The organism is Pseudomonas canadensis (assembly GCF_030980095.1).
Lineage (GTDB): Bacteria > Pseudomonadota > Gammaproteobacteria > Pseudomonadales > Pseudomonadaceae > Aquipseudomonas > Aquipseudomonas canadensis.
In genome coordinates this window covers 2289396-2316282 of the sequence record NZ_CP133298.1, presented here as the reverse complement: position 1 = coordinate 2316282, position 26887 = coordinate 2289396, and the positions used below count along the sequence as shown (strand labels likewise).

20 protein-coding genes and 1 pseudogene are annotated in these 26887 nt (G+C 61.1%); 12 read left to right on the top strand and 9 right to left on the bottom strand.

Features of this window, described 5'->3' with window-relative positions; genetic code table 11:
* Positions 1 to 10: 10 nt before the first annotated feature.
* The 3 genes from RB216_RS10830 to RB216_RS10820 are packed head-to-tail and all read right to left on the bottom strand — an operon-like array spanning position 11 to position 3930.
* Complete coding sequence (locus RB216_RS10830) at positions 11 to 1591, bottom strand: aldehyde dehydrogenase (NADP(+)) (RefSeq protein WP_028619709.1); 1581 nt, start codon at positions 1589 to 1591, stop codon at positions 11 to 13.
* Between the two features lie 11 nt (positions 1592 to 1602).
* The gene (gene araD1 / locus RB216_RS10825) at positions 1603 to 2592 is read right to left on the bottom strand and encodes an AraD1 family protein (protein WP_028619708.1); all 990 of its coding nucleotides are present in this window, start codon (positions 2590 to 2592) and stop codon (positions 1603 to 1605) included.
* Between the two features lie 15 nt (positions 2593 to 2607).
* Positions 2608 to 3930, bottom strand: coding sequence for an MFS transporter (locus RB216_RS10820; protein ID WP_028619707.1), 1323 nt, complete (start codon positions 3928 to 3930; stop codon positions 2608 to 2610).
* Between the two features lie 192 nt (positions 3931 to 4122).
* Between RB216_RS10820 and RB216_RS10815 the strand changes: the two genes are divergently transcribed.
* Entirely contained in the window at positions 4123 to 5859 is a 1737-nt protein-coding gene (locus RB216_RS10815; protein ID WP_308908681.1) for an IlvD/Edd family dehydratase, read from the top strand.
* A 48-nt stretch (positions 5860 to 5907) separates the two neighbouring features.
* Positions 5908 to 6630, top strand: a complete 723-nt coding sequence (locus tag RB216_RS10810; RefSeq protein ID WP_016978830.1) for a FadR/GntR family transcriptional regulator — start codon at positions 5908 to 5910, stop codon at positions 6628 to 6630.
* 64 nt (positions 6631 to 6694) lie between these two features.
* Here the strand turns inward: RB216_RS10810 and RB216_RS10805 are convergent, their stop codons facing one another.
* Together RB216_RS10805 and RB216_RS10800 are read right to left on the bottom strand one after the other, a co-directional pair.
* Positions 6695 to 8821: a TonB-dependent siderophore receptor gene (locus RB216_RS10805; protein ID WP_308908680.1), complete on the bottom strand. Its 2127-nt coding sequence runs from the start codon at positions 8819 to 8821 to the stop codon at positions 6695 to 6697.
* A gap of 200 nt (positions 8822 to 9021) precedes the next feature.
* Positions 9022 to 10113 (bottom strand): NADH:flavin oxidoreductase/NADH oxidase, encoded by a 1092-nt coding sequence (locus RB216_RS10800; protein ID WP_068933938.1) that lies wholly within the window; start codon positions 10111 to 10113, stop codon positions 9022 to 9024.
* 78 nt (positions 10114 to 10191) lie between these two features.
* Between RB216_RS10800 and RB216_RS10795 the strand changes: the two genes are divergently transcribed.
* The gene (locus tag RB216_RS10795; RefSeq protein ID WP_122724449.1) at positions 10192 to 10503 is read left to right on the top strand and encodes an ArsR/SmtB family transcription factor; all 312 of its coding nucleotides are present in this window, start codon (positions 10192 to 10194) and stop codon (positions 10501 to 10503) included.
* Between the two features lie 7 nt (positions 10504 to 10510).
* Here the strand turns inward: RB216_RS10795 and RB216_RS10790 are convergent, their stop codons facing one another.
* From RB216_RS10790 to RB216_RS10780, 3 genes are read right to left on the bottom strand one after another with little or no spacing between them, the layout of a single operon-like run.
* A complete protein-coding gene (locus RB216_RS10790) occupies positions 10511 to 10705 on the bottom strand; it encodes a hypothetical protein (RefSeq protein WP_028619702.1) in 195 nt (64 codons plus the stop codon).
* 10 nt (positions 10706 to 10715) lie between these two features.
* Entirely contained in the window at positions 10716 to 11756 is a 1041-nt protein-coding gene (locus tag RB216_RS10785; protein WP_308908679.1) for a GGDEF domain-containing protein, read from the bottom strand.
* 26 nt (positions 11757 to 11782) lie between these two features.
* Positions 11783 to 12646, bottom strand: a complete 864-nt coding sequence (locus tag RB216_RS10780) for a hypothetical protein (protein ID WP_308908678.1) — start codon at positions 12644 to 12646, stop codon at positions 11783 to 11785.
* A gap of 370 nt (positions 12647 to 13016) precedes the next feature.
* Between RB216_RS10780 and RB216_RS10775 the strand changes: the two genes are divergently transcribed.
* The 5 genes and pseudogenes from RB216_RS10775 to RB216_RS10760 all read left to right on the top strand — a co-directional run bounded on the left by RB216_RS10775 (position 13017) and on the right by RB216_RS10760 (position 20076).
* The gene (locus tag RB216_RS10775) at positions 13017 to 13907 is read left to right on the top strand and encodes a bestrophin family protein (protein WP_016978827.1); all 891 of its coding nucleotides are present in this window, start codon (positions 13017 to 13019) and stop codon (positions 13905 to 13907) included.
* Between the two features lie 146 nt (positions 13908 to 14053).
* Positions 14054 to 15133: pseudogene (locus RB216_RS29840) on the top strand (cache domain-containing protein); the annotation flags it as partial.
* Between the two features lie 9 nt (positions 15134 to 15142).
* Complete coding sequence (locus RB216_RS29835; RefSeq protein WP_371923953.1) at positions 15143 to 15997, top strand: methyl-accepting chemotaxis protein; 855 nt, start codon at positions 15143 to 15145, stop codon at positions 15995 to 15997.
* Positions 15998 to 16343: 346 nt separating this feature from the next.
* Positions 16344 to 18752: a glucose/quinate/shikimate family membrane-bound PQQ-dependent dehydrogenase gene (locus RB216_RS10765; RefSeq protein WP_308908677.1), complete on the top strand. Its 2409-nt coding sequence runs from the start codon at positions 16344 to 16346 to the stop codon at positions 18750 to 18752.
* Between the two features lie 58 nt (positions 18753 to 18810).
* Positions 18811 to 20076 (top strand): carbohydrate porin, encoded by a 1266-nt coding sequence (locus RB216_RS10760; protein ID WP_308908676.1) that lies wholly within the window; start codon positions 18811 to 18813, stop codon positions 20074 to 20076.
* A gap of 2 nt (positions 20077 to 20078) precedes the next feature.
* Here the strand turns inward: RB216_RS10760 and RB216_RS10755 are convergent, their stop codons facing one another.
* On the bottom strand, positions 20079 to 21248 hold the full coding sequence (locus tag RB216_RS10755) for a XylR family transcriptional regulator (protein ID WP_308908675.1): 1170 nt from the start codon (positions 21246 to 21248) through the stop codon (positions 20079 to 20081).
* 138 nt (positions 21249 to 21386) lie between these two features.
* Between RB216_RS10755 and xylA the strand changes: the two genes are divergently transcribed.
* The 4 genes from xylA to RB216_RS10735 all read left to right on the top strand — a co-directional run bounded on the left by xylA (position 21387) and on the right by RB216_RS10735 (position 26645).
* The gene (gene xylA / locus RB216_RS10750; protein ID WP_028619695.1) at positions 21387 to 22703 is read left to right on the top strand and encodes a xylose isomerase; all 1317 of its coding nucleotides are present in this window, start codon (positions 21387 to 21389) and stop codon (positions 22701 to 22703) included.
* A gap of 262 nt (positions 22704 to 22965) precedes the next feature.
* A complete protein-coding gene (xylF, locus tag RB216_RS10745) occupies positions 22966 to 23958 on the top strand; it encodes a D-xylose ABC transporter substrate-binding protein (RefSeq protein WP_028619694.1) in 993 nt (330 codons plus the stop codon).
* Between the two features lie 5 nt (positions 23959 to 23963).
* Positions 23964 to 25508: a D-xylose ABC transporter ATP-binding protein gene (gene xylG / locus RB216_RS10740; protein WP_308908674.1), complete on the top strand. Its 1545-nt coding sequence runs from the start codon at positions 23964 to 23966 to the stop codon at positions 25506 to 25508.
* Positions 25509 to 26645, top strand: a complete 1137-nt coding sequence (locus tag RB216_RS10735) for a sugar ABC transporter permease (RefSeq protein WP_028619692.1) — start codon at positions 25509 to 25511, stop codon at positions 26643 to 26645.
* Positions 26646 to 26887: the final 242 nt, after the last annotated feature.

Below are 26887 nucleotides of genomic sequence, written 5' to 3'. Positions count from 1 at the left end.
CAGGTGCGCGTTACAGCGGGTCGCGAGATGGCGTGCCATCCACCAGCCGCTGGATACGCAACGGGTTGGCGTTTTTCAACGCTTCGGGCAGCAGGCTATCAGGGTAATTCTGGAAGCACACGGGGCGCAGGAAACGGTCGATGGCCAAGGTGCCGACCGAGGTGCCGCGGGCGTCCGACGTCGCGGGGTACGGCCCGCCGTGCACCATCGAATCGCAGACCTCCACGCCGGTCGGGTAACCGTTGAGCAGGATGCGGCCGACCTTCTGTTCCAGCAGCGGCGTGAGTTCGGTGAACTGTTGCAGGTCAGCCGGCTCGCCAATGATCGTGGCGGTGAGTTGACCGTGCAGCCCCTGCAAAGCCGCGCTGAGCTGGGCCTGGTCGGCGACTTCGACAAACACGGTGGTAGGACCGAAGACTTCTTCCTGCAGCACTTCATCGCCGTCGATCAACAGGCTTGCGTCGGCCGTGAACAACTGCGGTTGCGCTTGGTTGCCGGCCTGTTGGCGGCCCGCCAGGTGCTGGATGCCCGGATGTGCCAGAAGTTTTTCCAGGCCCTTGCCATAGCTGCCCAGGGTGCCGGCGTTGAGCATGGTCTGTGCCGGTTGGTCGCCGATCAGTTGCGCGACTTGCTGGGTGAACGCGGTGAATTCAGGCGAGGCGATGCCAATCACCAGCCCGGGGTTGGTGCAGAACTGGCCGCAGCCTTGGACTACCGAGGCAGTCAGGTCGCGTGCCACGCTTTCGGCCCGTGCAGTTAATGCCTGAGGCAGCACGATCACCGGGTTGATGCTCGACATCTCGGCAAACACCGGGATCGGCTGCGGGCGCGCTGCCGCCATGTCGCACAACGCACGGCCGCCTTTGAGCGAACCGGTAAAGCCCACCGCCTGGATCGCCGGGTGCTTGACCAGCGCTTCGCCGACGCCGCCACCGAAGATCATATTGAACACACCGGCGGGCATCTCGGTAGTTTCGGCCGCACGGATGATTGCATCGGCAACACACTCGGCCGTCGCCATGTGCCCGCTGTGGGCTTTGAACACCACCGGGCAGCCTGCCGCCAGCGCGGCGGCGGTGTCGCCGCCCGCCGTGGAGAACGCCAAGGGAAAGTTGCTCGCACCAAACACGGCCACCGGCCCCAAGCCGATGCGGTATTGACGCAAATCCGGGCGCGGCAGGGGCTGGCGATCAGGCAGCGCTTTGTCGATGCGCGCGCCGTAGAAATCACCGCGACGCAACACGTTGGCGAACAGGCGCATCTGGCCACTGGTACGCCCGCGCTCACCCTTGATACGCGCGGCGGGCAAGGCGGTTTCGCGGCAGACCAGCTCGACAAACTCATCGCCCAACGCATCCAGTTCATCGGCTATCGCATCCAGGAACTGCGCACGACGTGCCGCACTCAACGCACGGTACTCTGGATAAGCCTGCGCGGCAGCCTTGGCGGCGGCATCGACTTCCTGTGGCGTGGCCTGGTAGAACACCTGGGGCAAGGCTTCGCCAGTGGTGGCGTCGACGCTTTGCAAGGTGATGCTGCCGTTGGCGCTGCGTTGGCCGCCGATGTAGTTGTGGCCGAGGAACGAGGTCATAGGGTTCTCCTTTAAAGGGTGATGACGTTGCCGGGTTCGAAGGCCGCATCGCTGCTGCCGACACGGTTGACCAGCGGCGCGCCGAACTCGGCCTGGCTGATCTCGAACACATCGCCCGGCTGGGTGCGGATACCGTCAGCGAATGACAGGGTCGCGGTGCCGAAGAAGTGGACGTGCACATCGCCCGGCTTGAGGAACTGGCGGTACTTGAAGTGGTGGTATTCGAGGTTTTCCAGGCTGTGGCACATGTTGGCTTCGCCGCTGAGGAATTCGTTCTGCCAGATCACTTCGCCCTCGCGCAGAATGCGGCTGGTGCCCGCCAGGTGTTGGGGCAACTCGCCCACGCGCAACTCAGGGCCATAGCTGCAACTGCGCAACTTGGAATGGGCCAGGTACAGGTAGTTCTTGCGTTCCATGACGTGATCAGAGAACTCGTTGCCCACCGCGAAACCAACGCGATAGGGCTTGCTGTCCGGGCCGATGACGTAGAGGCCGCCGATTTCCGGTTCTTCGCCGGCATCTTCCGCGAAGGGAGGCGACGGGAAGGCCGCGCCGGGGCGCACCACAATGCTGCCGTCGCCCTTGTAGAACCACTCCGGTTGTACGCCCGCCTGGCCGGACTCTGGCTTGCCGCCCTCCACGCCCCATTTGAAGATGCGCATGGTGTCGGTCAACGCAGTGTCATCCCCGGCCTGGTGCATCTTGTCCCGCGCCGAGGCGCTGCCCAGGTGGGTCAGTCCAGTGCCGCTGATCAGCATGTGAGCCGGGTCCGGGTGGTCCAGTGGCGGCAGGATTTTCAGGTCGGCCAGCAAGGTGGCGTAGTCATAGCTGTCGCCCAGGCCCAGGCTGTCCACCTGTTGCGCCAGGCCGACACCGGCTTCGATCGCAGCCAGGGCCAGTTCGCGCACAGTGCGGGCGCTGTTGACCTCACGCACTTTGCTGCCTTCTACCACGCCGACGCGGCGCTCACCGTTACGCAATTCGAACTGAACTAAACGCATGCCATTTCTCCTGAATCAAGTACGTGTAGCGCCACGGGCACTGGCGGCAAATTGGTCGGCAGGCAGCACGTGCTTGCGCTCCAGCTGGCGGTAGACCACACCCGTCAGCAGCAAGCCAAACACCATCACTGCGGACAAAAAGTACAAGCCCGACGCCAGGTTGCCGGTGTATTCCTTGAGCGCGCCGATCACGAACGGGCCGATATAGCCGCCGAGGTTGCCCACCGAGTTGATCAACGCGATACCTGCCGCCGCACTGGCACCGGCAAAGAACCGTCCCGGTAAAGTCCAGAACACCGCCGTGCAGGAAAACAGCGCGAACGCCGCCAGGCACAGCGCGGCCATTTGCAGCACCGGCACGCTGAGCCAGGCGCTGCAGAACAGGCCGATGGCGCCCAGCACGTAGAGCACGGCGAGATGGCCGTAGCGGTCATTCAAACGGTCGGAACTGCGCGGGATGATCAGCAGGCCGATGATGCCGAAGATGTACGGCACGGCAGAGATGAAACCAGTGGTAAGGTCGCTGCCGCCGAACTGTTTGATCAGGGTCGGCAGCCACAGGCCCAGGCCATAAATGCTCAAGGTCACCGGCAGGTAGAACAGCGCCAGCAGCAGCACGCGCTTGTCTTTCAAGGCATGCAGCGGGTTGCCGTGGCGGGTCTGGCCGTAGGCTTGCAGGTCTTTGGCAAGCTCACCGGTCAGCCAGGTTTTCTCGTCCTCGCTCATCCAGTTGACCTGCTTGGGGCCGTCCGGCAGGTAGCGCAGCACCGGCCAGGTGAGCAGGATCGCCGGGGTGCCGATCACGATAAACAGCCACTGCCAGCCATGCAGACCAAGAATGCCGTCCATGCCCAGCAAACCGCCGGACACCGGGCCAGTGATCATCATCGCGATAGGTTGGGACAGGATGAACAGCCCGAGGATCTTGCCGCGATGGCGCACCGGGAACCACTGGGTGATGTAGTAGAGAACGCCCGGAAAGAACCCCGCCTCCGCCGCGCCGAGCAAAAAGCGCATCACGTAGAAGCTGTGCGGCCCCTGCACGAAGGCCATGCCGATGGTGATGGTGCCCCAGGTGATCATGATCCGCGCAAACCAGCGCCGCGCGCCAAAGCGATCAAGCATCAGGTTGCTGGGGATCTCGAAGAGAAAGTAGCCAATGAAGAACAACCCCGCACCCAGGCCATAGGCGGCGTCGCCAATGCCGACGTCGGCGCCCATGTGCAACTTGGCGAAACCCACGGCGGAGCGGTCCACGTAGGCGATCAGGTACAGCAGGATCAGGAAGGGAATCAGTTTCAGCGTGATGCGCCGAATAAGCCGCAGTTCCTGGCTCATGGGGTCGATCTCCGATTGTTGTTTTTATAGAAGCTCGGGGGACGCCTCTCGCGAAAATCCGCCAGGGTCATACCTCAGTTAAGACGGACTATATAGTATGACTATTTGCAAAACAACTCTTCCAAAGCAGCGTTTTTGCGCTTATGTTTAAGCACGCATAGAACATATAGTCATACAATAAGAGAATCGATCATGTCTGATAAAAAGCCCGGCCTACGCTCCGCCCAGTGGTTTGGTACTGCCGACAAGAACGGCTTTATGTACCGCAGCTGGATGAAGAACCAGGGCATTGCCGACCATCAGTTCCATGGCAAACCGATCATCGGCATCTGCAACACCTGGTCGGAGCTGACGCCGTGCAACGCGCATTTCCGCCAGATTGCCGAGCACGTCAAACGCGGCGTGATCGAGGCCGGTGGTTTCCCGGTGGAATTTCCGGTGTTCTCCAATGGCGAATCGAACCTACGCCCCACCGCCATGCTCACGCGCAACCTGGCGAGCATGGACGTGGAGGAAGCGATTCGTGGCAACCCGATTGACGGCGTGGTGCTGCTGACCGGCTGCGACAAAACCACCCCTGCGCTGCTGATGGGTGCGGCCAGCTGCGACGTGCCGGCCATCGTCGTGACCGGCGGGCCGATGCTCAACGGCAAGCACAAAGGCCAGGACATCGGCTCGGGCACCGTGGTGTGGCAGCTCAGCGAACAGGTCAAGGCCGGCACCATTACCCTGGACGATTTCCTCGCGGCCGAGGGCGGCATGTCGCGCTCGGCCGGCACCTGCAACACCATGGGCACTGCGTCGACCATGGCCTGCATGGCCGAGGCACTGGGCACTTCCCTGCCCCACAACGCGGCGATTCCGGCGGTGGATGCACGACGTTATGTGCTGGCGCATATGTCCGGCATGCGCGCGGTGGAGATGGTGCGCGAAGACTTGAAGCTGTCGAAGATCCTCACTAAAGAAGCGTTCGAAAACGCGATCCGCGTGAATGCCGCCATTGGCGGTTCGACCAACGCTGTGATCCATTTGAAGGCCATCGCCGGACGCATAGGCGTCGAACTCGACCTGGATGACTGGACCCGCATCGGCCGTGGCATGCCAACCATCGTCGATTTGCAGCCGTCGGGGCGCTTCCTGATGGAAGAGTTCTACTATGCCGGCGGCCTGCCTGCCGTACTCCGCCGCCTCGGTGAAGCCAACCTGATCCCCCATCCGAACGCACTGACCGTCAACGGTAAATCCCTGGGTGAAAACACCCAGGACTCACCGATCTACGGCCAGGACGAGGTGATCCGCACCCTCGACAACCCGATCCGCGCCGACGGCGGCATCTGCGTGCTGCGCGGCAACCTGGCGCCGCTCGGTGCAGTCCTCAAGCCGTCCGCCGCCAGCCCTGAACTGATGCAGCACCGAGGCCGCGCCGTGGTGTTCGAGAACTTCGACATGTACAAGGCACGCATCAACGACCCGAAACTGGACGTCGACGCCAACTCGATCCTGGTCATGAAAAACTGCGGCCCCAAGGGTTACCCAGGCATGGCCGAAGTCGGCAACATGGGCTTGCCCGCCAAGCTGCTGGCCCAAGGCGTAACGGATATGGTGCGGATCTCCGACGCGCGCATGAGCGGCACGGCCTACGGCACGGTGGTGTTGCACGTGGCGCCGGAGGCGGCGGCCGGTGGGCCGCTGGCCACGGTCAAGGAAGGTGACTGGATCGAACTGGACTGCGCCAACGGCCGCCTGCACCTGGACATCCCCGACGCAGAACTGGCGGCACGCATGGCCGACCTGGCGCCACCCGAGAAGCTGATTGTCGGCGGCTATCGCCAGCTGTACATCGACCATGTGCTGCAGGCCGACCAAGGCTGTGACTTTGACTTCCTGGTGGGTTGCCGTGGGGCGGAAGTCCCAAGGCATTCCCACTAATTGGGATGCTATGATGCCGCGTCTTTAAGCCAGAGCCTCCCTGTCGTCATGGATCACCAGCCGCCCAAGCCGCGCAAGAGCCAGCATGCCCAGATCGTTCAGGATTTGGGCATGCACATCGTTTCCGGTCGCTTCAAGCCTGAAGAACGGTTGCCCATGGAGGCCACGCTCTGCGAAGAGTACAAGGTCAGCCGCTCGGTGTTGCGTGAGGCTACCCGCGTGCTCAGCGCCAAGGGCCTGGTGTATTCCAAGCCCCGGGTGGGCGCGGTGGTACGGCCGCGCTTGAAATGGCACCTGCTCGACCCGGACGTGCTGTCTTGGTTGATGCAATCCACGCCGCACAGCGAGTTCTTCAACACCCTGGCCGGGGTGCGGCGCATCCTCGAACCGGAAATCGCCGCCATGGCTGCGACCACTGCCACCGACGAAGACATCGCCACCATCGAGCAAGCCTACCTGGGCATGGAAACCGCGCAGACCCACGAACAGCTGCTGCAGGCCGACCTGGACTTCCACCGCGCGATTGCCGACGCCACCCGCAACGACCTGCTGGCCTACATGTGCAACATGCTGTCGCTGCCGTTGCGCGAGTCGATCAACATCACCAACCGCCGCCCGGACATCCAGGGCCTGAGCCTGCCCCGGCACAAAGCGATCCTTACCGCGATCCAGAACCGTGATGCCCTGGGCGCGCGGCATGCGTCGCTGGTGCAACTGGATGACACGCGGGTGGCGCTGGATACGGTGATGAATGTGCTCACGCCGCTCTGACCCCCAGGCCAAAACCACGCGCTATCAGGTGAACACCGCTCCCACAGGTTTACCTGTGGGAGCCTTATAGTGTGTAGGCGATCCCGACCTGAACGGTGCGGGGTTCGCCTGGGTAGGCATATACATTGCCGAACGCTCCCTCTTCATACTCGCGATTGAACAGGTTTTTCACGTCCAGGTTCAGCCGTACCTTGTCGTTGACCTTGTAGTAGCTGAGCAGGTCGACCACGGTGTAGGTGGCCATCGAGAACGGCGTATTGGAGGTCTGGCCAACGCGCTCGGCGACGTACTTGCCACCAGCGCCAAGCCCCAGGCCCTTGAGAGCGCCGTCTTGGAACTCATAGACGTTGAGTAGGCTGAAGCTGTTGCGCGGGATGTTGGCCAAACGTGAGCCAGTGCGGATGGTGTTGTCCTTTGTGACTTCAGCATCCACATAGGCATAGCCGCCGATCACGCGCCACTCGGGGGTGATGTTGCCGGCGACGTTGAGGTCGAAACCTCGACTGCGCACCTGACCGGCAGCGACACTGAAGGTTGAGTCAACTGGGTCGGTAGTGAGCACGTTTTTCTTCTCGATCTGGTAGATCGCCGCGTCGACACTGAGTTGGCGATCCAGCGCTTCCCACTTGATGCCCATCTCGTAGGACTTGCCCTTCTCCGGTTCAAAACCACCGCCTTGACGGCTGGCACCGGTATTGGGCTTGAACGAACGGGCCGCGTCCGCGTACACCGCGATGGTGTCGGTGAGGTCGTAGATCACACCCATGCGCGGGGTGACTCCGTTATCGCTGGCTTCCCAGCTTTTACCGCCTGGCACGTAGGTGTGGTAATCGTGTTCGAAACGCTCGAAGCGTGCACCAGCCAGCACTTTGAGGCGCTCGGTCAGGGCGACCTGGTCCTGGACGAAGGCGGCGTAGGTCTTGAGGTTTTCTTTGTCGTGGGTCGGCGTGCGTGTGAGCGCCGGGCGTGGCTGGCCGTAGACCGGGTTGAAAATATCGATGGGGTAGGCACCCACCGCGCCACTGGAACGCTGGATGATCGACTTGTAGTCGTAGTCTTCGAACTCGACGCCGGTGAGCAGCGTGTGGTCGAAAACGCCGGTGGAAAAATGCCCGGTGAGGTTTAGCTGAGTGTCCTTGTCGGTCCACTCCAGCTTGCGGTAGTTGAAGTTGCGACCCAGGGTGCGACCGTCAGCGGCCAGGCCGTTGGCTTCGATGGCATTGCCTTGCAGGGTGCCGTCGAGCCATTGGAAACCGCCGCCCAGGGTCCAGTTTTCATTGAGCAGGTGCTCGAAACGCAACTGGGCCATGCTGTTGTCGTTGTGCAGTTTGCCGGCGTCTTTTTCACCCCAGAAGGTGTCGCGCGAAGGCGTGCCTTTTTGATTGGGGTAACGCGTCAAGCCACGGTCCAACGGGTGATTGTTGCGCATGAAGTCACCTTCGAAGATCACCTTGGTGTCATCGGTGGCCTGCCAGGTGATCACCGGGGTCACGCCGTAGCGCTCGGTTTCTACGTGATCACGAAAGGTATCGCCGCCCTCGCCCACCACGTTCAAGCGATAGGCCAGGCGACCGTCTTCATCCAGCGGGCCGGACGCGTCGAGGGTGGCGCGCTGCATGCCCTGGTCATCCAGTTGGCTGCCGAGGGTCACCGTCGGCTCGGCCAGCGGTTGCTTGGAGACCACGTTGAAGGTGCCGCCGGGATCGCCACGCCCGTAGAGCATGGTTGCCGGGCCGCGCAGCACTTCCAGGCGCTCAATGGTGTTGGCGTCGGGCATGTTCGGGTAGCCGCGGTTGATCGGGAAACCATTACGGTAGAACTCGCCGGTAGTAAAGCCGCGCACGGTGAAGGTGGTGAGCCCCTGCCCGCCGAAGTTGTTGGCACGGCCGACGCCGCCGGCGTAGTCCAGCGCGTCCTGCAAGCGGGTGGCGCCGATATCCTCGACCACCGCCTTGGACACCACGCTGATGGACTGCGGAGTTTCATGGATCGAGGTATCGGTACGCGTCGCACTCGCCGAGCGGGTGGCGTGGTAGCCCTGCACCGGGCCCTGAGCGGTTTCGTAGTCGGCTGCGCCAGTGATGCTGGTGGTTTGCAGCTCGATCGCGGCTTTTTCAACCGGTTCGACCTCCGCCCAGCTCAATGGGGAAAACGCCTGAAGCACACACACGGAAAGCAGGGTACGACGCATGAAGGATAAACCTAGTGAAAGAGCCAGACAGGACGGCATAACTGCCAATTATTGTGGCGCGCATGATAGGTTAAATCATTACCGTTTGGCATCTATTCTCATTAACCACTTATCGAGTGACCGCGTTGTATCAACGCACGGCAAAAACAGCGCAAAAAAAAGCCACTCTCACGAGTGGCTTTTGTCACGCCATGACCGCCTTAGCGATAACGTTCCAACCAATGCGCATAAGGTGCAGGCAAGGTCCACGACGACTTCTCGACGCCCAACTCCTTGGCCGCGAAGTACGCCCAGTGCGGGTCAGCCAAGTGCGCACGCCCCACCGAAACCAGGTCCAGATGCCCGGCTTGCAAGGCGCCTTCCGCCAGTTGCGGCGTGCCAAAACCCCATGCCGATGTCACCGGAATGCCGGCTTCACGACGCACGCGCTCAGCGATCGGGCCCATGAATGCCGGGCCCCATGGGATATTGGTCTCTGGGATGGTGAAGCCGACGCTGACACTTAGCAGGTCCAGGCCTCCGGCCTTGAAACGACGGGCCAGTTCGATGGATTCGGTGAGGGTCTGCTCGTCGCGGCCGTCATACTCGATCACGCCGAAACGCGCGGTGAGCGGCAGGTTTTCCGGCCAGACTTCACGCACGGCGGCCAGGGTTTCCAGGAGGAATCGGCTGCGGTTGTCAAAGCTTCCGCCGTAGGCGTCGGTGCGCTGGTTGGAGTGCTCCGAAAAGAAGCTCTGGCCCAGGTAGCCGTGGGCGAAGTGCAGTTCGATCCACTCGAAACCGGCATCACGCGCGCGGCGCGCAGCGTCGACGAAGTCCTGGCGCACGCGTGCGATGTCGTCCAGGGTCATGGCGCGCGGTACTTGCGGCAGGTTGGCACCGAAGGCGATTGCCGACGGTGCGATGGTTTCCCAACGGCGTGCATCGGACGCGGCCATATGGTCGTCACCTTCCCACGGGCGGTTGGCGCTGGCCTTGCGGCCGGCGTGGCCGATCTGGATGCCCGGCACCGAACCGGCAGCCTTGATGGCCTGGACCATCGGCACAAACGCCTCGGCGTGGGCATCGCTCCAGAGCCCGGCGCAGCCTGGAGTGATACGCCCTTCCGGCGCCACGGCGGTGGCTTCGACCACTACCAGGCCAGCCCCGCCACGGGCCATGCTGGCCAAGTGCACCAGGTGCCAATCGTTGACGATGCCGTCATCGGCCATGTACTGACACATCGGCGGAATAGCGATGCGATTGCGCAGGGTGACGTCTTTGAGTGTGAACGGTTCGAACAATGCGGACATGTTGACTCCAGCCAGTGGGTGGTTGATTCGATAGTTCGATGGTAATCGAACTATGGTATTCAACGATAGCCCCCTGTTATGATTCGTTTCATGCGAGCCTTCAAACACCCCCCTCTTCAAGACCTGACTCTCGAGCGCCTGCTGTACGCCCTGAGTGATCCGGTGCGCCTGGAAATCGTGCGTTGCCTGGCAGGCGTGCCCGAAGCCACCTGCGGTGAGTTGGACGGCGGCCGGCCGAAGTCGAGCATGTCCCATCATTTTCGCGTGTTGCGCGATGCCGGGTTGGTGCAGACCCGCAGTGTGGGCACCACGCATATGAATTCATTGCGCGGCGAATTGCTTGAGGAACGCTTTCCCGGTTTACTCGGGTGCATCCTCGCCCAGCACTGAACCAAAATCAGGCTAGCGGATCGCCTTCGCCTTGCTCGACGTGCCGGCTCGGCATACCACCCAATTTGATTGCACCAATACGCCCTTGCAGTTGGTCGACAAATCGCTGCGCCTCCAGACGCGTGTTGAACATCATGCTCAAGTCACCCAGCCGTAGCAGACAACCTTCGGGTGAGTCCACGTCTTCCAATTCGATCTTCATACGTCCTCGCTTATTCAACCGCCGCAGGCAAGCGCGGCCGCACAGGTTTGCCATCCAGATGCACGCAATCCTTGCCGTTGCGCTTGGATTCATAGAGATTGCGATCGGCGCATTTGAGTACCGCAGACAGCTCGGCACCCGCCGTAAAGCGCGTCATGCCCGCACTGCAGGTGTAGTCATGGGGCGGCGCGACACTGCAGCGAATGGCATGCAGCAGGCGTAGCGCATAATCGGTCGCCGTGTGGGGGTCATCACAGGCCAGTAATACGCCGAACTCCTCGCCGCCGATCCTGCCGAAACTGTGGCTGCCTCGGGTGGATTTAAGGCACGCGGCCATCGCACAGAGAATCCTGTCGCCAACGTCATGCCCGAACTGGTCATTCTTCAACTTGAAACTGTCGATATCCAACATCATGAAATAGCCGGTATGACCGGCTGCAATCAGCTTGGCGAAACTTTCCATAAAGGCGCGCCGGTTCAATAGGGACGTCAGGTGGTCAGTGTGTGCCAGTTCGCGGAACTCACTTTCAACCAGCAGCACGGAGCGCAAGTTCTTCAAGTAAGAGAAATTCAGGATGAAGCCAATAGACACTGATGACAGGCAAAATATGAACAGGTAAACCTCGACGTCAGCGTAAATACCTATCTGGATATTTGGCCACATCACCCACCAGACCAACGCTGCACATATCAGGAAATCCTGAGGCGTGATAAAGAGTACTGCGCTGCTGAGCACCAGCGTCAACGCCAGCGGCAAGGCAAATACCTGCAGTTCGAAGTTGGTGTGCAACACATAGGCGAATCCAACAGCCAGCAACATCATGTAGGCCACGCCAAGCAGTCGCCACAGGTAGAAGTGGGTCACCGTGCGGTGAAGCTGGCAGACCACCAGCAGGCCCAGCGTGACCATCAGCTTGTCCAGCCCAAACTTCATCAACGGATCAATCAGCAACACGCCCAACCAAGCGATAATCCCGATGATTTCAGCCTGCAAGATCGCCGGTGACAATAGCCTTTGCATCCGTGGCCTAAGCTTCAAATTAGCCGGCATTCGTTCATTCCCTGTACATGAGTTGCCTAATGACTGTCGGTATGACCCGATTGGAGACTGTGCAGGCTGATCGCAAATGAATAGGCCATGAAGCGTCTAACCAACACGACAAACGGCGGCAGCACTTCCAGTTGTGTCTTGGAATGAATTTTGAAATATCCCCTGTCGACCCCCTCCCGAACCAGGCGAATTACATGCGTCTTGGAGACCGATAATTTTTCGGCAAGTGAAAGATAGGAAGAAGACCGGAAACTCGCGCCGGTGTTATCCAACGCACACGCGTCGTTATAGATAGCCAACATCAACAAGTGACCGGCATCTCGATTGACCAACCAATAACAATCCGGCAACAACTGATCCAGGGTCGAGTTACCCTCAAGGATCTTCGTAAAACCTTTGAAATAAACGGTCAGAAAATCACGGTCATCCACCCCATCCAAATGCCGAATCATCGTATTTTCCGGATAGAGCGTGCCCAGCGGCTGAACGACGGAAGTGAGCATCGCCCGCACTTCCTGGCACGCCTGGGACGACGGGCTGAAAACGCGGAAACGGCTATCCTCCGGGTGTCCCGCCACTTTCATGAACCCCAAGGCCCTGAACAGCAGGAAAATCGACTCCAGGCCGTTCCTCGAGCAAAACCCGCGCGCCACACACAATGCTTTTACTTCGGAAAGTAACGGCTCCGGCCTGGAAAAATAGGCACTTAATAGTGCAAAAGACACCATCAAACGATTGAACTTCAACGCCGTATTGTAGAAAAACGGTCTTTTCGAATAGGGCTTCAGCAGCAGTGTGTAATGCGTGCGAATGCACGCCTCAAATTCCACATGGCATTCGGCTACGCGTGCCGAATGCTCCAGCGCCAACTTCAACGAACGACCACACATGAGAAAGAGCCCTGATCAAACAACCTGAATTCATTGATATCAATTGCACTCTTTATGCAACCAGGTCTCACAACAACTCACGTCAGAATAAAAGCCACTAATGGCGTTTTGCCTCGAAGCGCAATCTATCGTGATTAGAGTAAGGGACCCCATCGCTACCAAAATTGTTCCAATGGCCCGTAGCAACTGGGCGACCAGCAAAACTCTTGTGACATTTACTTACATATCGCCAGCGCACTCGAAAGCCAGGCGGTTTAAGCCAAATCCAGCCAAGTTGACTTAAACGTTTCAGTCTGCGGGGCGAACCTTACCCACCAGACGGCGTCCGAGCTAAGGCACTGTTGCTTACCGCTCGCCGCGAGGTCTTCGTTTGAAAGCTGCCATCCTCAAAAAGTACCGCCTGATCATCAAGACCATGGGCTACGTGGGCTGGGCGCTGTTCTGGCTGTTGCTGTGGGACGTCGCCGTCACCGTGGACTTCATGCTGTTTCTCACCGCCAAGATCAATTTACCGCTGATGCCCCTGACCCTGCTGGGTTCGGCGCTGGTGGTGCTGATCAGTTTCCGTAACAGCAGCGCCTACAATCGGTGGTGGGAAGCACGCACGCTGTGGGGCGCGATGGTTAATAACTCGCGCAGTTTTGCCCGTCAGGTATTGACGCTGCTGGACGACCCTGATGGCGAAGTCAACCCGGTCAAGGCCACCCTGTTGCGCCGCCATGTGGCATACGTGAACTGCCTGGCCGCCCACCTCAAGGGCCAGCCATGCCCTGAAGAAGTCCGCGCCTTCATTCCCAGCGAAGAGTTCGCGCGCAATGGCGCGACCAACAACTTCGCCAACGACATCCTCACCGGCTCTGCCGCGCTGTTGGCCAAGGAATACAAGGCCGGCCACCTCGACAGCATCCGCCTGGCGCGGCTGGAGTCGACCCTGGTTGACTTGTCCAACGCCCAGGGCGGCATGGAGAGGATCGCCAACACCCCACTGCCCTACCCCTACGTGTATTTCCCGCGCCTGTTTATCTCGCTGTTTTGCCTGATCGTGCCGGTGGGCCTGGTGGAGTCCTTGGGCTGGTTCACCCCGCTGGCCTCGACGGTGGTGGGTTTCATGCTGCTGGCCATCGAGCGCATTGGCACCGATTTGCAAAGCCCGTTCAACTCCAGCGAACACCAGATCCAGATGGAAACCATCTGCGAAACCATCGAGAAAAACCTGCAGTCGATGCAGCGTGATGCGCTGGGTGGCGAGCGTATCGGTTAAACCCTCCTTTGGCCCTCAAGTGCGTGCTCCCGCAGTCGATACACAGGGAGTACGCATGGGCCACACCCACCTCAAAACAACACATGCGACGCTCGACGCCACTGTTTTCCCCTTGCCAAAAATTATAAATACCCGCGGGTGAAGTCATGAATATCAAGCAAAAGCTGACCTGGGCGTTTGCCGCCATCGCGTGCGTCCCGGTTATTTTGGTCGCGGTACTGGTTGTGCTGAATCTGCGCGAGGGGGCCCAGGCCAATTTCCTCGACAGCAGCGGCCGTGAGATCCGCCAGATCGACAATGGCATGAAGCAGTTCTTCGACGGCATCAGCCAAAACGTCGACTATGTGGCCAAGGACCCGCGCGTTGTCGCGGCCAAAGACCTCAAGAGCTACGCCGGGGCCGACGCAGCCCAAATCCCCCTCACCCCCACCAATAAAGAACTGCTGGAAATTTTCGACCAGTTCGCCAAGAGCCATCCGAGCACCGCCTACCTGTCCCTGGGCTTGAAAGACGGCGGCTACGCCAGTTGGCCCGACGACACCAAACTCAACAATTACGACCCACGCGTACGCCCCTGGTACCAAGCAGCCATCGCCGCGCCGGGCAAGACCGTGCGCACCGGCGCCTACTATTGGGCGCCGGACGATGTGACGCTGATCGGCACCGTACACACCGTCGCCGACGCCACCGGGAATATCCTCGGCGTGGTCGGCCTGGACGTGTCGCTCAAGCAGCTCACCGAACTGGTGCGCAACATCAAGCTCGGTGACAGCGGCTACCTGATGCTAGTGGAAGCCAACGGCAACGTGCTGGTTGACCCCAGCGATGCCAAGCACAACTTCAAACCCCTGGCCGACCTGGGCCCGAACTACGCCGAACTGGCCAAGCGCGGCGACGGCGTGACCCGGATCGAGATCGATGGCGTGGCCTACATGGCCAATATGGTCAGCTCCAAAGACCTGGGCTGGCGTTTTATCGGCCTGATCAAGCGTGACGAAGTCATGGCCGGCGCCACCCGTCTGACCTGGTTGATCGCGGCCATTGCCGCCGTATTGGCGTTGGTGTTCGCGGTGGTCGGCGCCAGCTTTGCCAGCGTCATCGTACGGCCGATTCGCGGCGTGGCCGACGGCCTGCAAGAGATCGCCGAAGGTGAAGGCGACCTGACCCGTCAGCTCAAGGTACAAGGCAAGGACGAAACCGCCAGCCTGGCCGGCTGGTTCAACCAGTTCCTGAGCATGATCGCCCAGTTGGTGCAGCGTATCGGCAACGCCTCGTCGGACCTGCAGACCGCCGCCGCCGACACCAGCCAAGTCGCCAACAACATGAACCAGGCCGCCGGCCGACAACGCGAAGCCGTGGAGCTGGTAAGCACCGCGTTCAACGAAATGGTGGCCACCGCCAACGAAGTCGCCCGTTCTTGCAGCGCCGCCGCCACCAGTGCCGACGAAGGCTACCGCGACGTGCACGACGGCCAGCACCACATCGGTGAAGCCACCGGCAGCGTGCTCAAGCTCAGCGAAGACCTGCAGAAGTCGACCCAGACCATGCAGTTGCTGGAGCAGGACAGCAAAAACATCAACACCATCCTCGACACCATCCGTTCGATTGCCGAACAGACCAACCTGCTGGCGCTGAACGCGGCGATCGAGGCGGCGCGCGCTGGGGACCAAGGCCGAGGTTTCGCCGTGGTCGCCGACGAAGTCCGCGCCCTCGCCCGCCGTACCGCAGACTCCACCGGCGAGATCGACAGCCTGCTCGGCAACCTCGCTCGTCGCACCCAGGAAGTGACGCAGCAGATGCAAGGCAGTCTCCTGGTGTCCCACACCAGCGTGGAACGTATCCAGCAGGCCCGCGACAGCTTCGACAAGATCCGCGGCTCGGTGGACTCGATCCGCGACCAGAATACCCAGATCGCCACCGCCGCCGAGGAACAGCACCAAGTGGCCGAGGAGATCAACCGCCACATCGCGCAAATCCATGCCGACGCGCAACTGGTCGAAGGCTTTGCCCACTCGGCGCAGACCGGGTCAGGTCGTTTGACGGATATTTCGGCTCAGCTCAAGGGGTTGGTGGGGCGGTTCAAGTTTTAACAGGCCAGCGAGTGCGCAGAGCCACAATTTATCGCGAGCGGACTTGCTGTAGTGAGCGGGCTTGCCCCGCGCTGGGCTGCGAAGCAGCCCCCTATAAGGCCACCGAGTTAATCCAGGTAGATCTCGGTGTCCGGATTGGGGGCTGCTTCGCAGCCCAGCGCGGGGCAAGCCCGCTCACCACAAGTTGCGTGCGCCTTTAAGTATCACATCAGACCCTAGGCGACATTTAGCCACACGCCATCATCGCAGCACCTGTAATAGTCTATTGCAGGACTCTAATGTACTAACCAGTTACTTATCTTGCTAAAATCGCGTCTTTGCCCTCTCACATTCGAGTCCTTTCGACATGAAACGAGCATCGCGCGCCGCTGGCGCCTCTAGATTCTTACTGCTGGGCCTGGGCGTGATCATCGCCCTGCTCGGCCTCGCGCTCGCCATTGGCGGCGTCAAACTGGTCAGTCTGGGAGGTTCCTGGTACTTCCTGATCGGCGGCGCAATCATGGCGATCGCCGGGCTGTTGATCGCCGGCCGCAAGCCGGCCGGTGCGTGGTTGTTCGCAGCCTTCCTGATCGGCACGGCCATTTGGGCCGTGGCGGATGTGGGCCTGGTATTCTGGCCATTGTTCTCCCGCGTATTCATGTTTGCGGCCATTGGCATGGTGGTGGCGCTGGTGTACCCGTTGCTCGTCAACCGGCCTGCACGGGGCGCCTATGCGGTGGCTGCCGTACTGGCGGTGGGCGTAGCAGTCGCGGCAGGCAATATGTTCGTCGCCCACCCAAGCGTGGCACCGACCGGCGCCGGCCCTGGCATCACCCCGGGGGCTGCAGCGGATGCGCAGAAAGACTGGGCGCACTACGGCAACACCGAAGGTGGCAGCCGCTTTGCCGCGCTGGACCAGATCAACCGTGACACGGTCAACAAGCTCAAAGTGGCCTGGACCTATCACACCGGTGATGTAGCCATCAGCGACGGCAACGGTGCCGAAGACCAACTGACGCCCCTGCAGATCGGTAACAAGGTGTTCATCTGCACGCCGCACAACAACCTGATCGCCCTGGACGCCGACACCGGCAAAGAGCTGTGGAAGAACGAGGTCAACGCCAAATCGGCGGTCTGGCAGCGTTGCCGTGGCATGGCGTATTTCGACGCCACCGCGCCGATTGCCCAGCCGACCCAGCCCAACAGCTCGCCGATCACGGCCGCCAGCGTTCCGGCCGGTGCGCAATGCCAGCGCCGTCTGCTGACCAACACCATCGATGCGCGCCTGATCGCCGTGGACGCCGACACCGGCAAGTTCTGCGAAGACTTCGGCACCCACGGCCAAGTGGATTTGAAAGCCGGCCTGGGTAACGTGCCGGACAGCTACTACCAACTGTCCTCGGCACCGCTGATGGCCGGCACCACCGTAGTGGTAGGCGGCCGCGTGGCCGACAACGTGCAAACCGACATGCCGGGCGGTGTGATCCGTGGCTTCGACGTGATCACCGGCCAGATGCGCTGGGCTTTCGACCCGGGCAACCCGGAAGACAAAAAAGCCCCGGCCGACGGCAGCACCTATGTGCGCAGCACCCCGAACAGCTGGGCGCCGATGTCCTATGACCCGCTGATGAACACCGTGTTCTTGCCGATGGGCAGCTCGTCCACCGACATCTACGGCGTGGAACGCACCCAGCTCAACCACAAATACGGCGCGTCGGTATTGGCGCTGGACGCCTCCACCGGTACCGAAAAGTGGGTGTACCAGACCGTCCACAATGACCTGTGGGACTTCGACCTGCCGATGCAGCCAAGCCTGATCGACTTCACGCCACCGGGCAGCGATAAAGCCGTGCCTGCGGTAGTGATCGGCACCAAGGCCGGGCAGATCTACGTGCTCGACCGCGCCACCGGCAAACCGCTGACTGACGTGCAGGAAGTCCCAGTCAAGGCCGCCAACATCCCTAACGAACCCTACTCCCCGACCCAGCCAAAATCAGTCGGCATGCCGCAGATCGGCGCGCAAACCCTGACTGAATCGGACATGTGGGGCGCCACGCCGTTTGACCAATTGCTGTGCCGCATCGACTTCAAGGGCATGCGCTACGACGGCCTGTACACCGCGCCGGGAACCGATAAATCCCTGAGTTTCCCAGGCTCCCTGGGCGGCATGAACTGGGGCAGCATTTCCACCGACCCAGTACACGGTTTTATCTTCGTCAATGACATGCGCCTGGGCCTGTGGATCCAGATGGTGCCGTCGCAGAACAAGGCCCAGGCCGCGTCCGGTGGCGAAGCGCTGAACACCGGCATGGGCGCCGTGCCGCTCAAGGGCACGCCGTATGCCGTGAACAAGAACCGCTTCCTGTCGGTGGCCGGCATTCCGTGCCAGGCGCCGCCGTTCGGCACCCTGACCGCGATCGACATGAAGACGCAAAAGGTCGCCTGGCAAGTGCCGGTAGGCACTGTTGAGGACACCGGTCCGCTGGGGATCCGCATGCACCTGCCGATCAAGATCGGTCTGCCGACCCTCGGCGGCACCTTGTCGACCCAGGGCGGCCTGATCTTCATCGCCGGCACCCAGGATTTCTACCTGCGCGCCTTTAACAGCGGCAACGGTGATGAAGTCTGGAAAGCCCGCCTGCCCGTGGGCAGCCAAGGTGGCCCGATGACTTACGTGTCGCCGAAAACCGGCAAGCAATACATCGTCATCACCGCCGGCGGCGCACGCCAGTCCACCGACCGTGGCGACTACGTGATCGCCTACGCCCTGCCATAACCCCCTGTTCGCGCGGCGCCTCCCTCCGGCGCCGCGCCTTCTGTCTGGAAGAACCCGCATGACCCCCACTTCTCCTATTCCCCTTGGTCGCCTGTTGCTGGGCCTGGCCCTGGGCGCCGCACTGCCCGTGCAAGCCGATGACACCACCCTGACCGGCGACTGGGGCGGCCTGCGCCGTGAACTCGACGCACAAGGCATCCGTTTTACCGGCGACTACAGCGGCGAAACCGCCTACAACGCTCACGGCGGCCAGCACCGTTCGGCGCGTTACTCGCAGAACCTCAAGCTGGGCGTGCAGTTCGACCTGGGCAAGCTGTATGGCTTCAATAATGGCGATCGCATTCAGGTCACTATCAACGATCGTCGTGGCAACAGCGCTTCCGAGGATTTGGTGGGCAACCGCCTGCCAATCCAGGAAAACTACGGCGGCCTCTACACGCGCCTGACCGAGCTGAGCTACGAGCGCACCCTGTTTACCCCGGCACTCAACGTCAAGCTCGGCTACATGGCCATGGGCAACGACCTCGGCGGCCTGGACAGCGGGATCCTGTGCAACTTCATGAACGCCGGTTTCTGCGGGCACCCGCTGAATATGTCCGGCGGCAGTGGCTGGACCAACTACCCGAATGCGCGCCTGGGTGCGCGGGTGAAATACGACTTCGCTCCCAACTGGCAACTGCGCGTCGCCGCGTTCAACGTGGACCCGGAAAGCAACGGCAATTCCAGCCGCGCCTGGAAGCTGAGCCCCAAACACACTACCGGCACCGTGGTGCCGATCGAGCTGGTGTACAAACACGCGGGCAACCTGCCGGGTGAATACAAGCTGGGCTATTACTACGACAGCTCCGACGTGAAACGCATCGGCAGCAGCAAGGAGGTCAGCGGTCGCGGCGGCCACTACCTGCTGATCGACCAGGCCGTTTGGGCTTCCGACTCCTCCGCTGGCCGCGTGCTGCACGCCTTCGGCCAATACTCCGCCGCCAGTGAAGCGGCCTCGCCGTTCAGCAAATGGTATGGCGCGGGCGTGGTGCTGTACAAACCGTTCGAAGGCCGGCCGCGTGACACCCTGGCCCTGGGTTATGGTCGCGCCGTGCCCAACCCCCGCAGCCGCGAGGTGCAGGAATTGGCCGCGTTCAACGCCGGTAACGACTACCCCAGCCTGAACAATGCAGAACAGCTGATCGAACTCAGCTACGGCTACCAGGCCACGCCCTGGCTGACCCTGCGCCCGGATGTGCAATACATCCTCGAACCGGGGGCGTTCTCAGGCGAGAACATCGACAACGCGCTGGTGCTGGGCTTGCAAGTCAAGGCCGTGTTCTAGGCCTAACCCTGCTGATACTCGCGTGGCGTACATCCAAACTCGCGGCGGAACACCGTGTGCAGGTACTGCGCGGATTTGAAGCCGCAGCTTTGCGCAATATCGGCAATCGCCAGGGCCTGATTCTGCAGGCCCTTGGCGGCCGCGGCGAGTTTGAAGCGCAGGATCTCGTCATGCACGCTGCACCCGCGTTCCTTGCGAAAATGCGACTCCAGGGATGAACGCGATATCCCCACGTACCCCGCCACTTGGGCTGTCTTGATCCCTTGGCACGCGTACTGACGGATAAACAACAACGCCTGCATCACATACGGATTGCCCAAGGGCTGATGCAGGCTGGACGCTTGCACATTGATTGCCTCCGGCGGCACCAGGATCTGCTCCGCCTTACAAGGCTTGCCGTGCAACATCTGATGCAGCAACGCGGCGGCGGTACGGCCCATGGTTTCCGTACCCTGGATCACCGAACTCAACGGCACCCGTGTGAGGGTTCGGGTCAGCGGATCATTGTCGATGCCGATCAGCGCCACCTCTTCCGGCACGGCAATCCCTGCAGTGAGACACGCTTGCAGCAACTGCCGCGCGCGGGCGTCGGTGACGGCGATGATGCCGATGGGTTTTGGCAGGCTGTGCAGCCAGGCGATTTGCTGTTCGACAGCGCTGTCCCACAGCGGCGCACTGGTGCCCAGCCCACGATAGACCTCGACCTGCAAACCGTCCCGTTGCAGCAGGCGGCGAAAGGCTTTTTCACGCTCCTGGGCCCAGCGATTGGCCTGGGCTTCAGGCAGGCTGAAACAGGCAAACCGGGTCAGGCCGGCCTCGATCAAATGTTCGTAGGCCAACTTGATCAACGCATAGTTGTCCGTGGCCACGTAGGGAATGCCCTTGGGATAGGCGCGCACATCCTCGTAAGAACCCCCAACCGCCACCACCGGCACCTTGCTCCCGGCCAGCGCCTCGCCAATCAGCGGGTCGTCGAAGTCGGCAATGATGCCATCGCCCTGCCAGCGCTCGATGCCTTTGAGGCGACACAGAAAGTCTTCTTCCAGGAACAAGTCCCAGGAGGCGCGAGTGCTGCTCAGGTAATTGCCGATGCCGGCGATGATGCCACGGTCGTAGATTTTGCTGCCGTTGAACAGCAAGGCAATGCGGTGCACGGGCGGTAGGGTTTTCATTGTTGTTGTCCTGGGCCGATCAAAACAGACTAGTCCCTGCCACGCAAAATCGCACCGTCTCTTGGTGATTTTCGTAATCGGCAGGCCGCACGCCGTTGCTAGTATCGAGCCACCGCCTAGAACAATAAGGAAAACGCCATGCCGTACTTCCCCGGTGTCGAGAAGGTTCGCTTCGAAGGCCCCAATAGCGATGCCCCCCTCGCCTTTCGCCATTACGACGCCAACAAGCTCATCCTCGGCAAACCCATGCGCGAACACTTGCGCATGGCGGCCTGTTATTGGCACACCTTCGTCTGGCCGGGGGCTGATATGTTTGGGGTGGGCACCTTCAAGCGGCCGTGGCAGCGCAGCGGCGACCCGATGGAATTGGCCATCGGCAAGGCAGACGCCGCCTTCGAATTTTTCTCCAAGCTGGGCATCGACTACTACAGCTTTCACGACACGGACGTCGCCCCCGAAGGCAGCTCGCTCAAGGAATACCGCCACCACTTTGCGCAGATGGTCGATCACCTGGAGCGCCATCAGGAACAGACCGGGATCAAGCTTCTTTGGGGCACTGCCAACTGCTTCAGCAACCCGCGCTTTGCCGCCGGCGCCGCCAGTAACCCGGACCCGGAGGTGTTTGCCTACGCCGCTGCCCAAGTTTTCAGCGCGATGAATGCGACCCTGCGGCTCAAGGGCGCCAACTATGTGCTGTGGGGTGGCCGCGAAGGTTATGAAACCCTGCTCAACACCGACCTCAAGCGCGAGCGCGAACAGCTCGGGCGCTTCATGCGCATGGTGGTGGAACACAAGTATAAGATCGGCTTCAAGGGCGACCTGCTGATCGAACCCAAGCCCCAGGAACCGACCAAGCACCAATACGATTACGACAGCGCCACGGTGTTTGGCTTCCTGCATGAATACGGCCTGGAACAGGAGATCAAGGTAAACATCGAGGCCAACCACGCGACCCTGGCCGGGCACAGCTTTCATCATGAGATTGCCACCGCCGTGTCCCTGGGGATCTTCGGCAGTATCGACGCCAACCGAGGCGACCCGCAGAACGGCTGGGATACCGACCAGTTCCCCAACAGCGTCGAAGAGATGACCCTGGCCACCTATGAAATCCTCAGGGCTGGCGGTTTTAAGAACGGCGGCTATAACTTCGACTCCAAGGTGCGTCGCCAGAGCCTGGACGATGTGGACTTGTTCCACGGGCATGTGGCGGCCATGGATGTGCTGGCCCTGGCACTGGAACGCGCGGCGGCGATGGTCGAGAACGACCGGTTGCAGCAGTTCAAGGACCAACGTTATGCCGGCTGGCAGCAACCGTTGGGCCAGGCCGTGCTGGCGGGTGAGTTCAGCCTGGAATCACTGGCTGAGCATGCGTTTGCCCAGGAGCTGAACCCGCAGGCGGTGAGTGGTCGGCAGGAAATGCTTGAAGGTGTTGTGAATCGGTTTATCTACCGCTAGCACTGTGGCGAGCGGGCTTGCTTGTGGGGTTGGCTTGTATGTGGGGTGTTGGCTTGTTTGTGGTGAGCGGGCTTGCCCCGCGCTGGGGCGCGTAGCGGCCCCACTGCAGGCGATGTGTTTTTACCTGACACTCTGAGGTGCCTGGTTTTGGGGCTGCTTCGCAGCCCAGCGCGGGGCAAGCCCGCTCACCACAGCAAGCCCGCTCACCACGGATACAGTGTTTGTCTAGAGTCTTCCAACAACAATAAAAGGACGCACAATCATGAAACGTACACTCATCGCCACTGCCCTGGCCCTGCTCGCCCTGCCAGTCATGGCCGACTCAGCCCACCCGAAAATCGGCTTTTCCATCGACGACCTGCGCCTGGAACGCTGGTCCCGCGACCGCGACTACTTCGTCGCAGCTGCAGAAAAACTCGACGCCAAGGTCTTCGTGCAATCGGCCGATGCCAACGAGCAGAAGCAGATCTCGCAGATTGAAAACCTGATTTCCCGTGGCGTCGACGTGATCGTCATCGTGCCGTTCAACGCCACCGTGCTCACCAACGCCGTCGCAGAAGCCAAGAAAGCCGGGATCAAGGTGGTGTCCTACGACCGCCTGATTCTAAACGCGGACATCGACGCCTACATCTCCTTCGATAACGAAAAAGTCGGCGAAATGCAGGCCAGCGGCGTGTTGCAAGCGGCGCCCAAGGGCAACTACTTCCTGCTCGGCGGCGCGCCCACCGATAACAACGCCAAGGTGCTCCGCGAAGGCCAGATGAAGGTGCTGCAACCGGCCATCGACAAGGGCGATATCAAGGTGGTCGGCCAGCAGTGGGTCAAGGAGTGGAACCCCACCGAAGCCCTGAGCATCGTCGAAAACGCCCTGACCCGGAACAACAACAAAATCGACGCCATCGTCGCCTCCAACGACGCCACCGCTGGCGGTGCGATCCAGGCCCTGGCCGCGCAGAAACTGGCGGGCAAGGTGCCGATCTCCGGGCAGGACGCCGACCTGGCCGCGATCAAGCGCGTGATCGACGGCACCCAAACCATGACGGTGTACAAGCCGCTCAAGCTGATCGCCACCGAAGCCGCCAAGCTCTCGGTGCAACTGGCGCGTAACGAGAAGCCGACCTACAGCTCGCAGTACGACAACGGCAGCAAGAAGGTCGACACCATCCTGCTCACGCCTACCCCGCTGACCAAAGCCAATATCGATCTGTTGGAGAAAGACGGGTTCTATACCAAAGAGCAGATTGCCGGGCAGTGACCGCCATGTCCGACTACCTGCTGCAAATGAACGGCATCGTCAAAACCTTTGGCGGTGTCAACGCCCTCAACGGCATCGACATCAAGGTACGGCCGGGGGAATGCGTCGGCCTGTGCGGCGAGAACGGCGCCGGTAAATCAACCCTGATGAAGGTGCTGTCGGCGGTTTATCCGTACGGCACCTGGGACGGTGAAATCCTCTGGGACGGGCAGCCGCTCGAGGCTCAGTCGATCAGCGAGACCGAGGCGGCGGGGATCGTGATCATTCACCAGGAACTGACCCTGGTGCCTGACTTGTCGGTGGCCGAAAACATCTTCATGGGCCACGAACTGACCTTGCCGGGTGGGCGCATGAACTACCCGGCGATGATCCACCGCGCCGAAGCCTTGATGCGCGAGCTCAAGGTACCGGACATGAACGTCGCGCTGCCGGTGTCGCAGTACGGCGGCGGCTACCAGCAATTGGTGGAAATCGCCAAGGCCCTGAATAAACAGGCGCGCCTGTTGATTCTCGATGAGCCCTCCTCGGCCCTGACGCGCTCTGAAATCGAAGTACTGCTGGACATCATCCGCGGCCTCAAGGCCAAGGGCGTGGCCTGCGTGTACATCTCCCACAAGCTCGATGAAGTGGCGGCGGTGTGCGACACCATTGCGGTGATCCGCGATGGCAAGCACATCGCGACCACGGCCATGGCCGACATGGACATCGCGCAGATCATCACCCAGATGGTCGGCCGCGAGATGAGCAACCTCTACCCCACCGAGCCGCATGACGTAGGCGAGGTGATTTTCGAGGCGCGCAACGTCACCTGCTATGACGTCGACAACCCCAAGCGCAAGCGTGTGGACGACATTTCCTTCGTGCTCAAACGCGGGGAAATCCTCGGCATTGCCGGGTTGGTGGGCGCCGGGCGTACGGAACTGGTGTCGGCACTGTTCGGCGCCTACCCAGGGCGCTACAGCGCCGAGGTGAGGTTGGACGGCCAGGTGATCGACACACGCACGCCGCTCAAATCCATCCGCGCCGGGCTGTGCATGGTGCCCGAGGACCGCAAGCGCCAGGGCATCATTCCCGACCTGGGCGTGGGCCAGAACATCACCCTGGCGGTGCTCGATACCTATGCGCACATGACGCGTATCGATGCCGAAGCCGAACTGGGCAGCATCGACCAGCAGATCGCACGCATGCACCTGAAGACCTCCAGCCCGTTTTTGCCGATCACCAGCCTGTCCGGGGGTAATCAGCAAAAGGCCGTGCTGGCGAAAATGCTGATGGCCAAGCCCAAGGTGTTGATCCTCGACGAACCCACGCGGGGCGTGGACGTGGGAGCCAAATATGAGATCTACAAGTTGATGAACGCCCTGGCGGCCGAAGGGGTGTCAATCATCATGGTGTCCTCGGAGCTGGCCGAAGTACTCGGGGTCTCCGACCGCGTGCTGGTGATCGGCGAAGGCCAGCTGCGCGGTGATTTCGTCAACAACGGCCTCACCCAGGAACAGGTGCTCGCGGCTGCGCTCAGCCATAACAATAATGATCGGAAGACCGCGTAGATGAATCAGCTAAAACAGCTGTTTACCCGCTACAAAATGCTCGCCCTGGTGATCGCCGTAGCGGTGATCTGGCTGTTTTTCAGCTGGCAGACCGAGGGCGGGTTTCTCACACCACGTAACCTGTCCAACCTGCTGCGGCAGATGTCGATCACCGGGATATTGGCGTGCGGCATGGTGCTGGTGATCATCAGCGGCGAGATTGATTTGTCAGTGGGGTCATTGCTCGGGTTGCTGGGCGGGTTGGCGGCGATCCTTGATGTGGTTTATCACGTGCCGCTGCTGGCCAACCTGAGCCTGGTGGCGTTGTGTGGGCTGATGATCGGCGTGGCTAACGGCTACATGACCGCGTACCTGCGGATTCCTTCGTTTATCGTTGGCTTGGGTGGGATGCTGGCATTTCGCGGGATTCTGCTGGGGATCACGGGCGGTACCACCATCGCGCCGGTTTCGCCGTCGCTGGTGTATGTGGGCCAGGGGTATCTGCCGCATTCGGTGGGTATTGGGCTCGGCGTCTTGTTGTTTGCACTGACGCTGTTCCTCACGTGGAAACAACGACGCAATCGCGCGCTGCATGGTCTTGCGGCACATTCCCTCGTGCGTGATCTGGTGCGCGTGGTACTTATCGGCGCCGTGCTGGCCGGGTTCGTCACCACGCTCAACAGTTACGACGGCATTCCCGTCCCCGTCTTGCTTCTACTCGTGCTTCTGGGCGTATTCAGCTACGTCACCAGCCAGACCGTGTTCGGCCGCCGCGTCTACGCGGTGGGCAGCAACATGGAAGCCACGCGCCTGTCGGGCATCAACGTGCAGGCGGTGAAGCTGTGGATCTTCGGCATCATGGGCGTGATGTGCGCCCTCGCCGGCCTGGTCAACACCGCCCGCCTCGCTGCCGGTTCGCCGTCGGCGGGGAATATGGGCGAGCTGGATGCCATCGCTGCGTGTTTTATCGGCGGCACGTCCATGCGTGGCGGCTCGGGCACGGTGTACGGCGCGTTGTTGGGCGCGCTGGTGATTACCAGCCTGGACAATGGCATGTCGATGCTGGATGTGGACAGTTACTGGCAGATGATTGTGAAGGGCAGCATTCTGGTGTTGGCGGTGTGGGTGGATGTGAGTACGCGGACAGGTCGTCGGTAACGGTCCGGAAAAACACCGAAGCTCCCACATTGAGAGGTCGCGTTAGCGGCATTTGGTCATGGTTTCAGAAGCGCCAGCAAGGCGTGTCGCGTTTAATTGCAGGACGTTTCCTAGACAATCTTTGTCGCCTTGTGCCTGCAGGAATCAATGGCGAGCCTGCGATCCACCCTCGCGCGCCTGAAGCCATCAACAGCGCAGGCATAAAAAACAGGCGTAAAAAAGCCACTCCGAAGAGTGGCTTT

Excerpts from the sequence above, each read along its gene's own strand:
- RB216_RS10780 (WP_308908678.1), bottom strand. The coding sequence starts at position 12,646 with ATGTGTGGTCGTTCGTTGAAGTTGGCGCTGGAGCATTCGGCACGCGTA.
- xylF (WP_028619694.1), top strand. The coding sequence starts at position 22,966 with ATGAAACGTACACTCATCGCCACTGCCCTGGCCCTGCTCGCCCTGCCA.
- RB216_RS10790 (WP_028619702.1), bottom strand. The coding sequence starts at position 10,705 with ATGAAGATCGAATTGGAAGACGTGGACTCACCCGAAGGTTGTCTGCTA.
- RB216_RS10815 (WP_308908681.1), top strand. The coding sequence starts at position 4,123 with ATGTCTGATAAAAAGCCCGGCCTACGCTCCGCCCAGTGGTTTGGTACT.
- RB216_RS10810 (WP_016978830.1), top strand. The coding sequence starts at position 5,908 with ATGGATCACCAGCCGCCCAAGCCGCGCAAGAGCCAGCATGCCCAGATC.
- RB216_RS10805 (WP_308908680.1), bottom strand. The coding sequence starts at position 8,821 with ATGCGTCGTACCCTGCTTTCCGTGTGTGTGCTTCAGGCGTTTTCCCCA.
- RB216_RS10795 (WP_122724449.1), top strand. The coding sequence starts at position 10,192 with ATGATTCGTTTCATGCGAGCCTTCAAACACCCCCCTCTTCAAGACCTG.
- RB216_RS29835 (WP_371923953.1), top strand. The coding sequence starts at position 15,143 with ATGATCGCCCAGTTGGTGCAGCGTATCGGCAACGCCTCGTCGGACCTG.
- araD1 (WP_028619708.1), bottom strand. The coding sequence starts at position 2,592 with ATGCGTTTAGTTCAGTTCGAATTGCGTAACGGTGAGCGCCGCGTCGGC.
- RB216_RS10765 (WP_308908677.1), top strand. The coding sequence starts at position 16,344 with ATGAAACGAGCATCGCGCGCCGCTGGCGCCTCTAGATTCTTACTGCTG.
- xylG (WP_308908674.1), top strand. The coding sequence starts at position 23,964 with ATGTCCGACTACCTGCTGCAAATGAACGGCATCGTCAAAACCTTTGGC.
- RB216_RS10735 (WP_028619692.1), top strand. The coding sequence starts at position 25,509 with ATGAATCAGCTAAAACAGCTGTTTACCCGCTACAAAATGCTCGCCCTG.
- RB216_RS10785 (WP_308908679.1), bottom strand. The coding sequence starts at position 11,756 with ATGCCGGCTAATTTGAAGCTTAGGCCACGGATGCAAAGGCTATTGTCA.
- xylA (WP_028619695.1), top strand. The coding sequence starts at position 21,387 with ATGCCGTACTTCCCCGGTGTCGAGAAGGTTCGCTTCGAAGGCCCCAAT.
- RB216_RS10760 (WP_308908676.1), top strand. The coding sequence starts at position 18,811 with ATGACCCCCACTTCTCCTATTCCCCTTGGTCGCCTGTTGCTGGGCCTG.
- RB216_RS10820 (WP_028619707.1), bottom strand. The coding sequence starts at position 3,930 with ATGAGCCAGGAACTGCGGCTTATTCGGCGCATCACGCTGAAACTGATT.
- RB216_RS10755 (WP_308908675.1), bottom strand. The coding sequence starts at position 21,248 with ATGAAAACCCTACCGCCCGTGCACCGCATTGCCTTGCTGTTCAACGGC.
- RB216_RS10800 (WP_068933938.1), bottom strand. The coding sequence starts at position 10,113 with ATGTCCGCATTGTTCGAACCGTTCACACTCAAAGACGTCACCCTGCGC.
- RB216_RS10830 (WP_028619709.1), bottom strand. The coding sequence starts at position 1,591 with ATGACCTCGTTCCTCGGCCACAACTACATCGGCGGCCAACGCAGCGCC.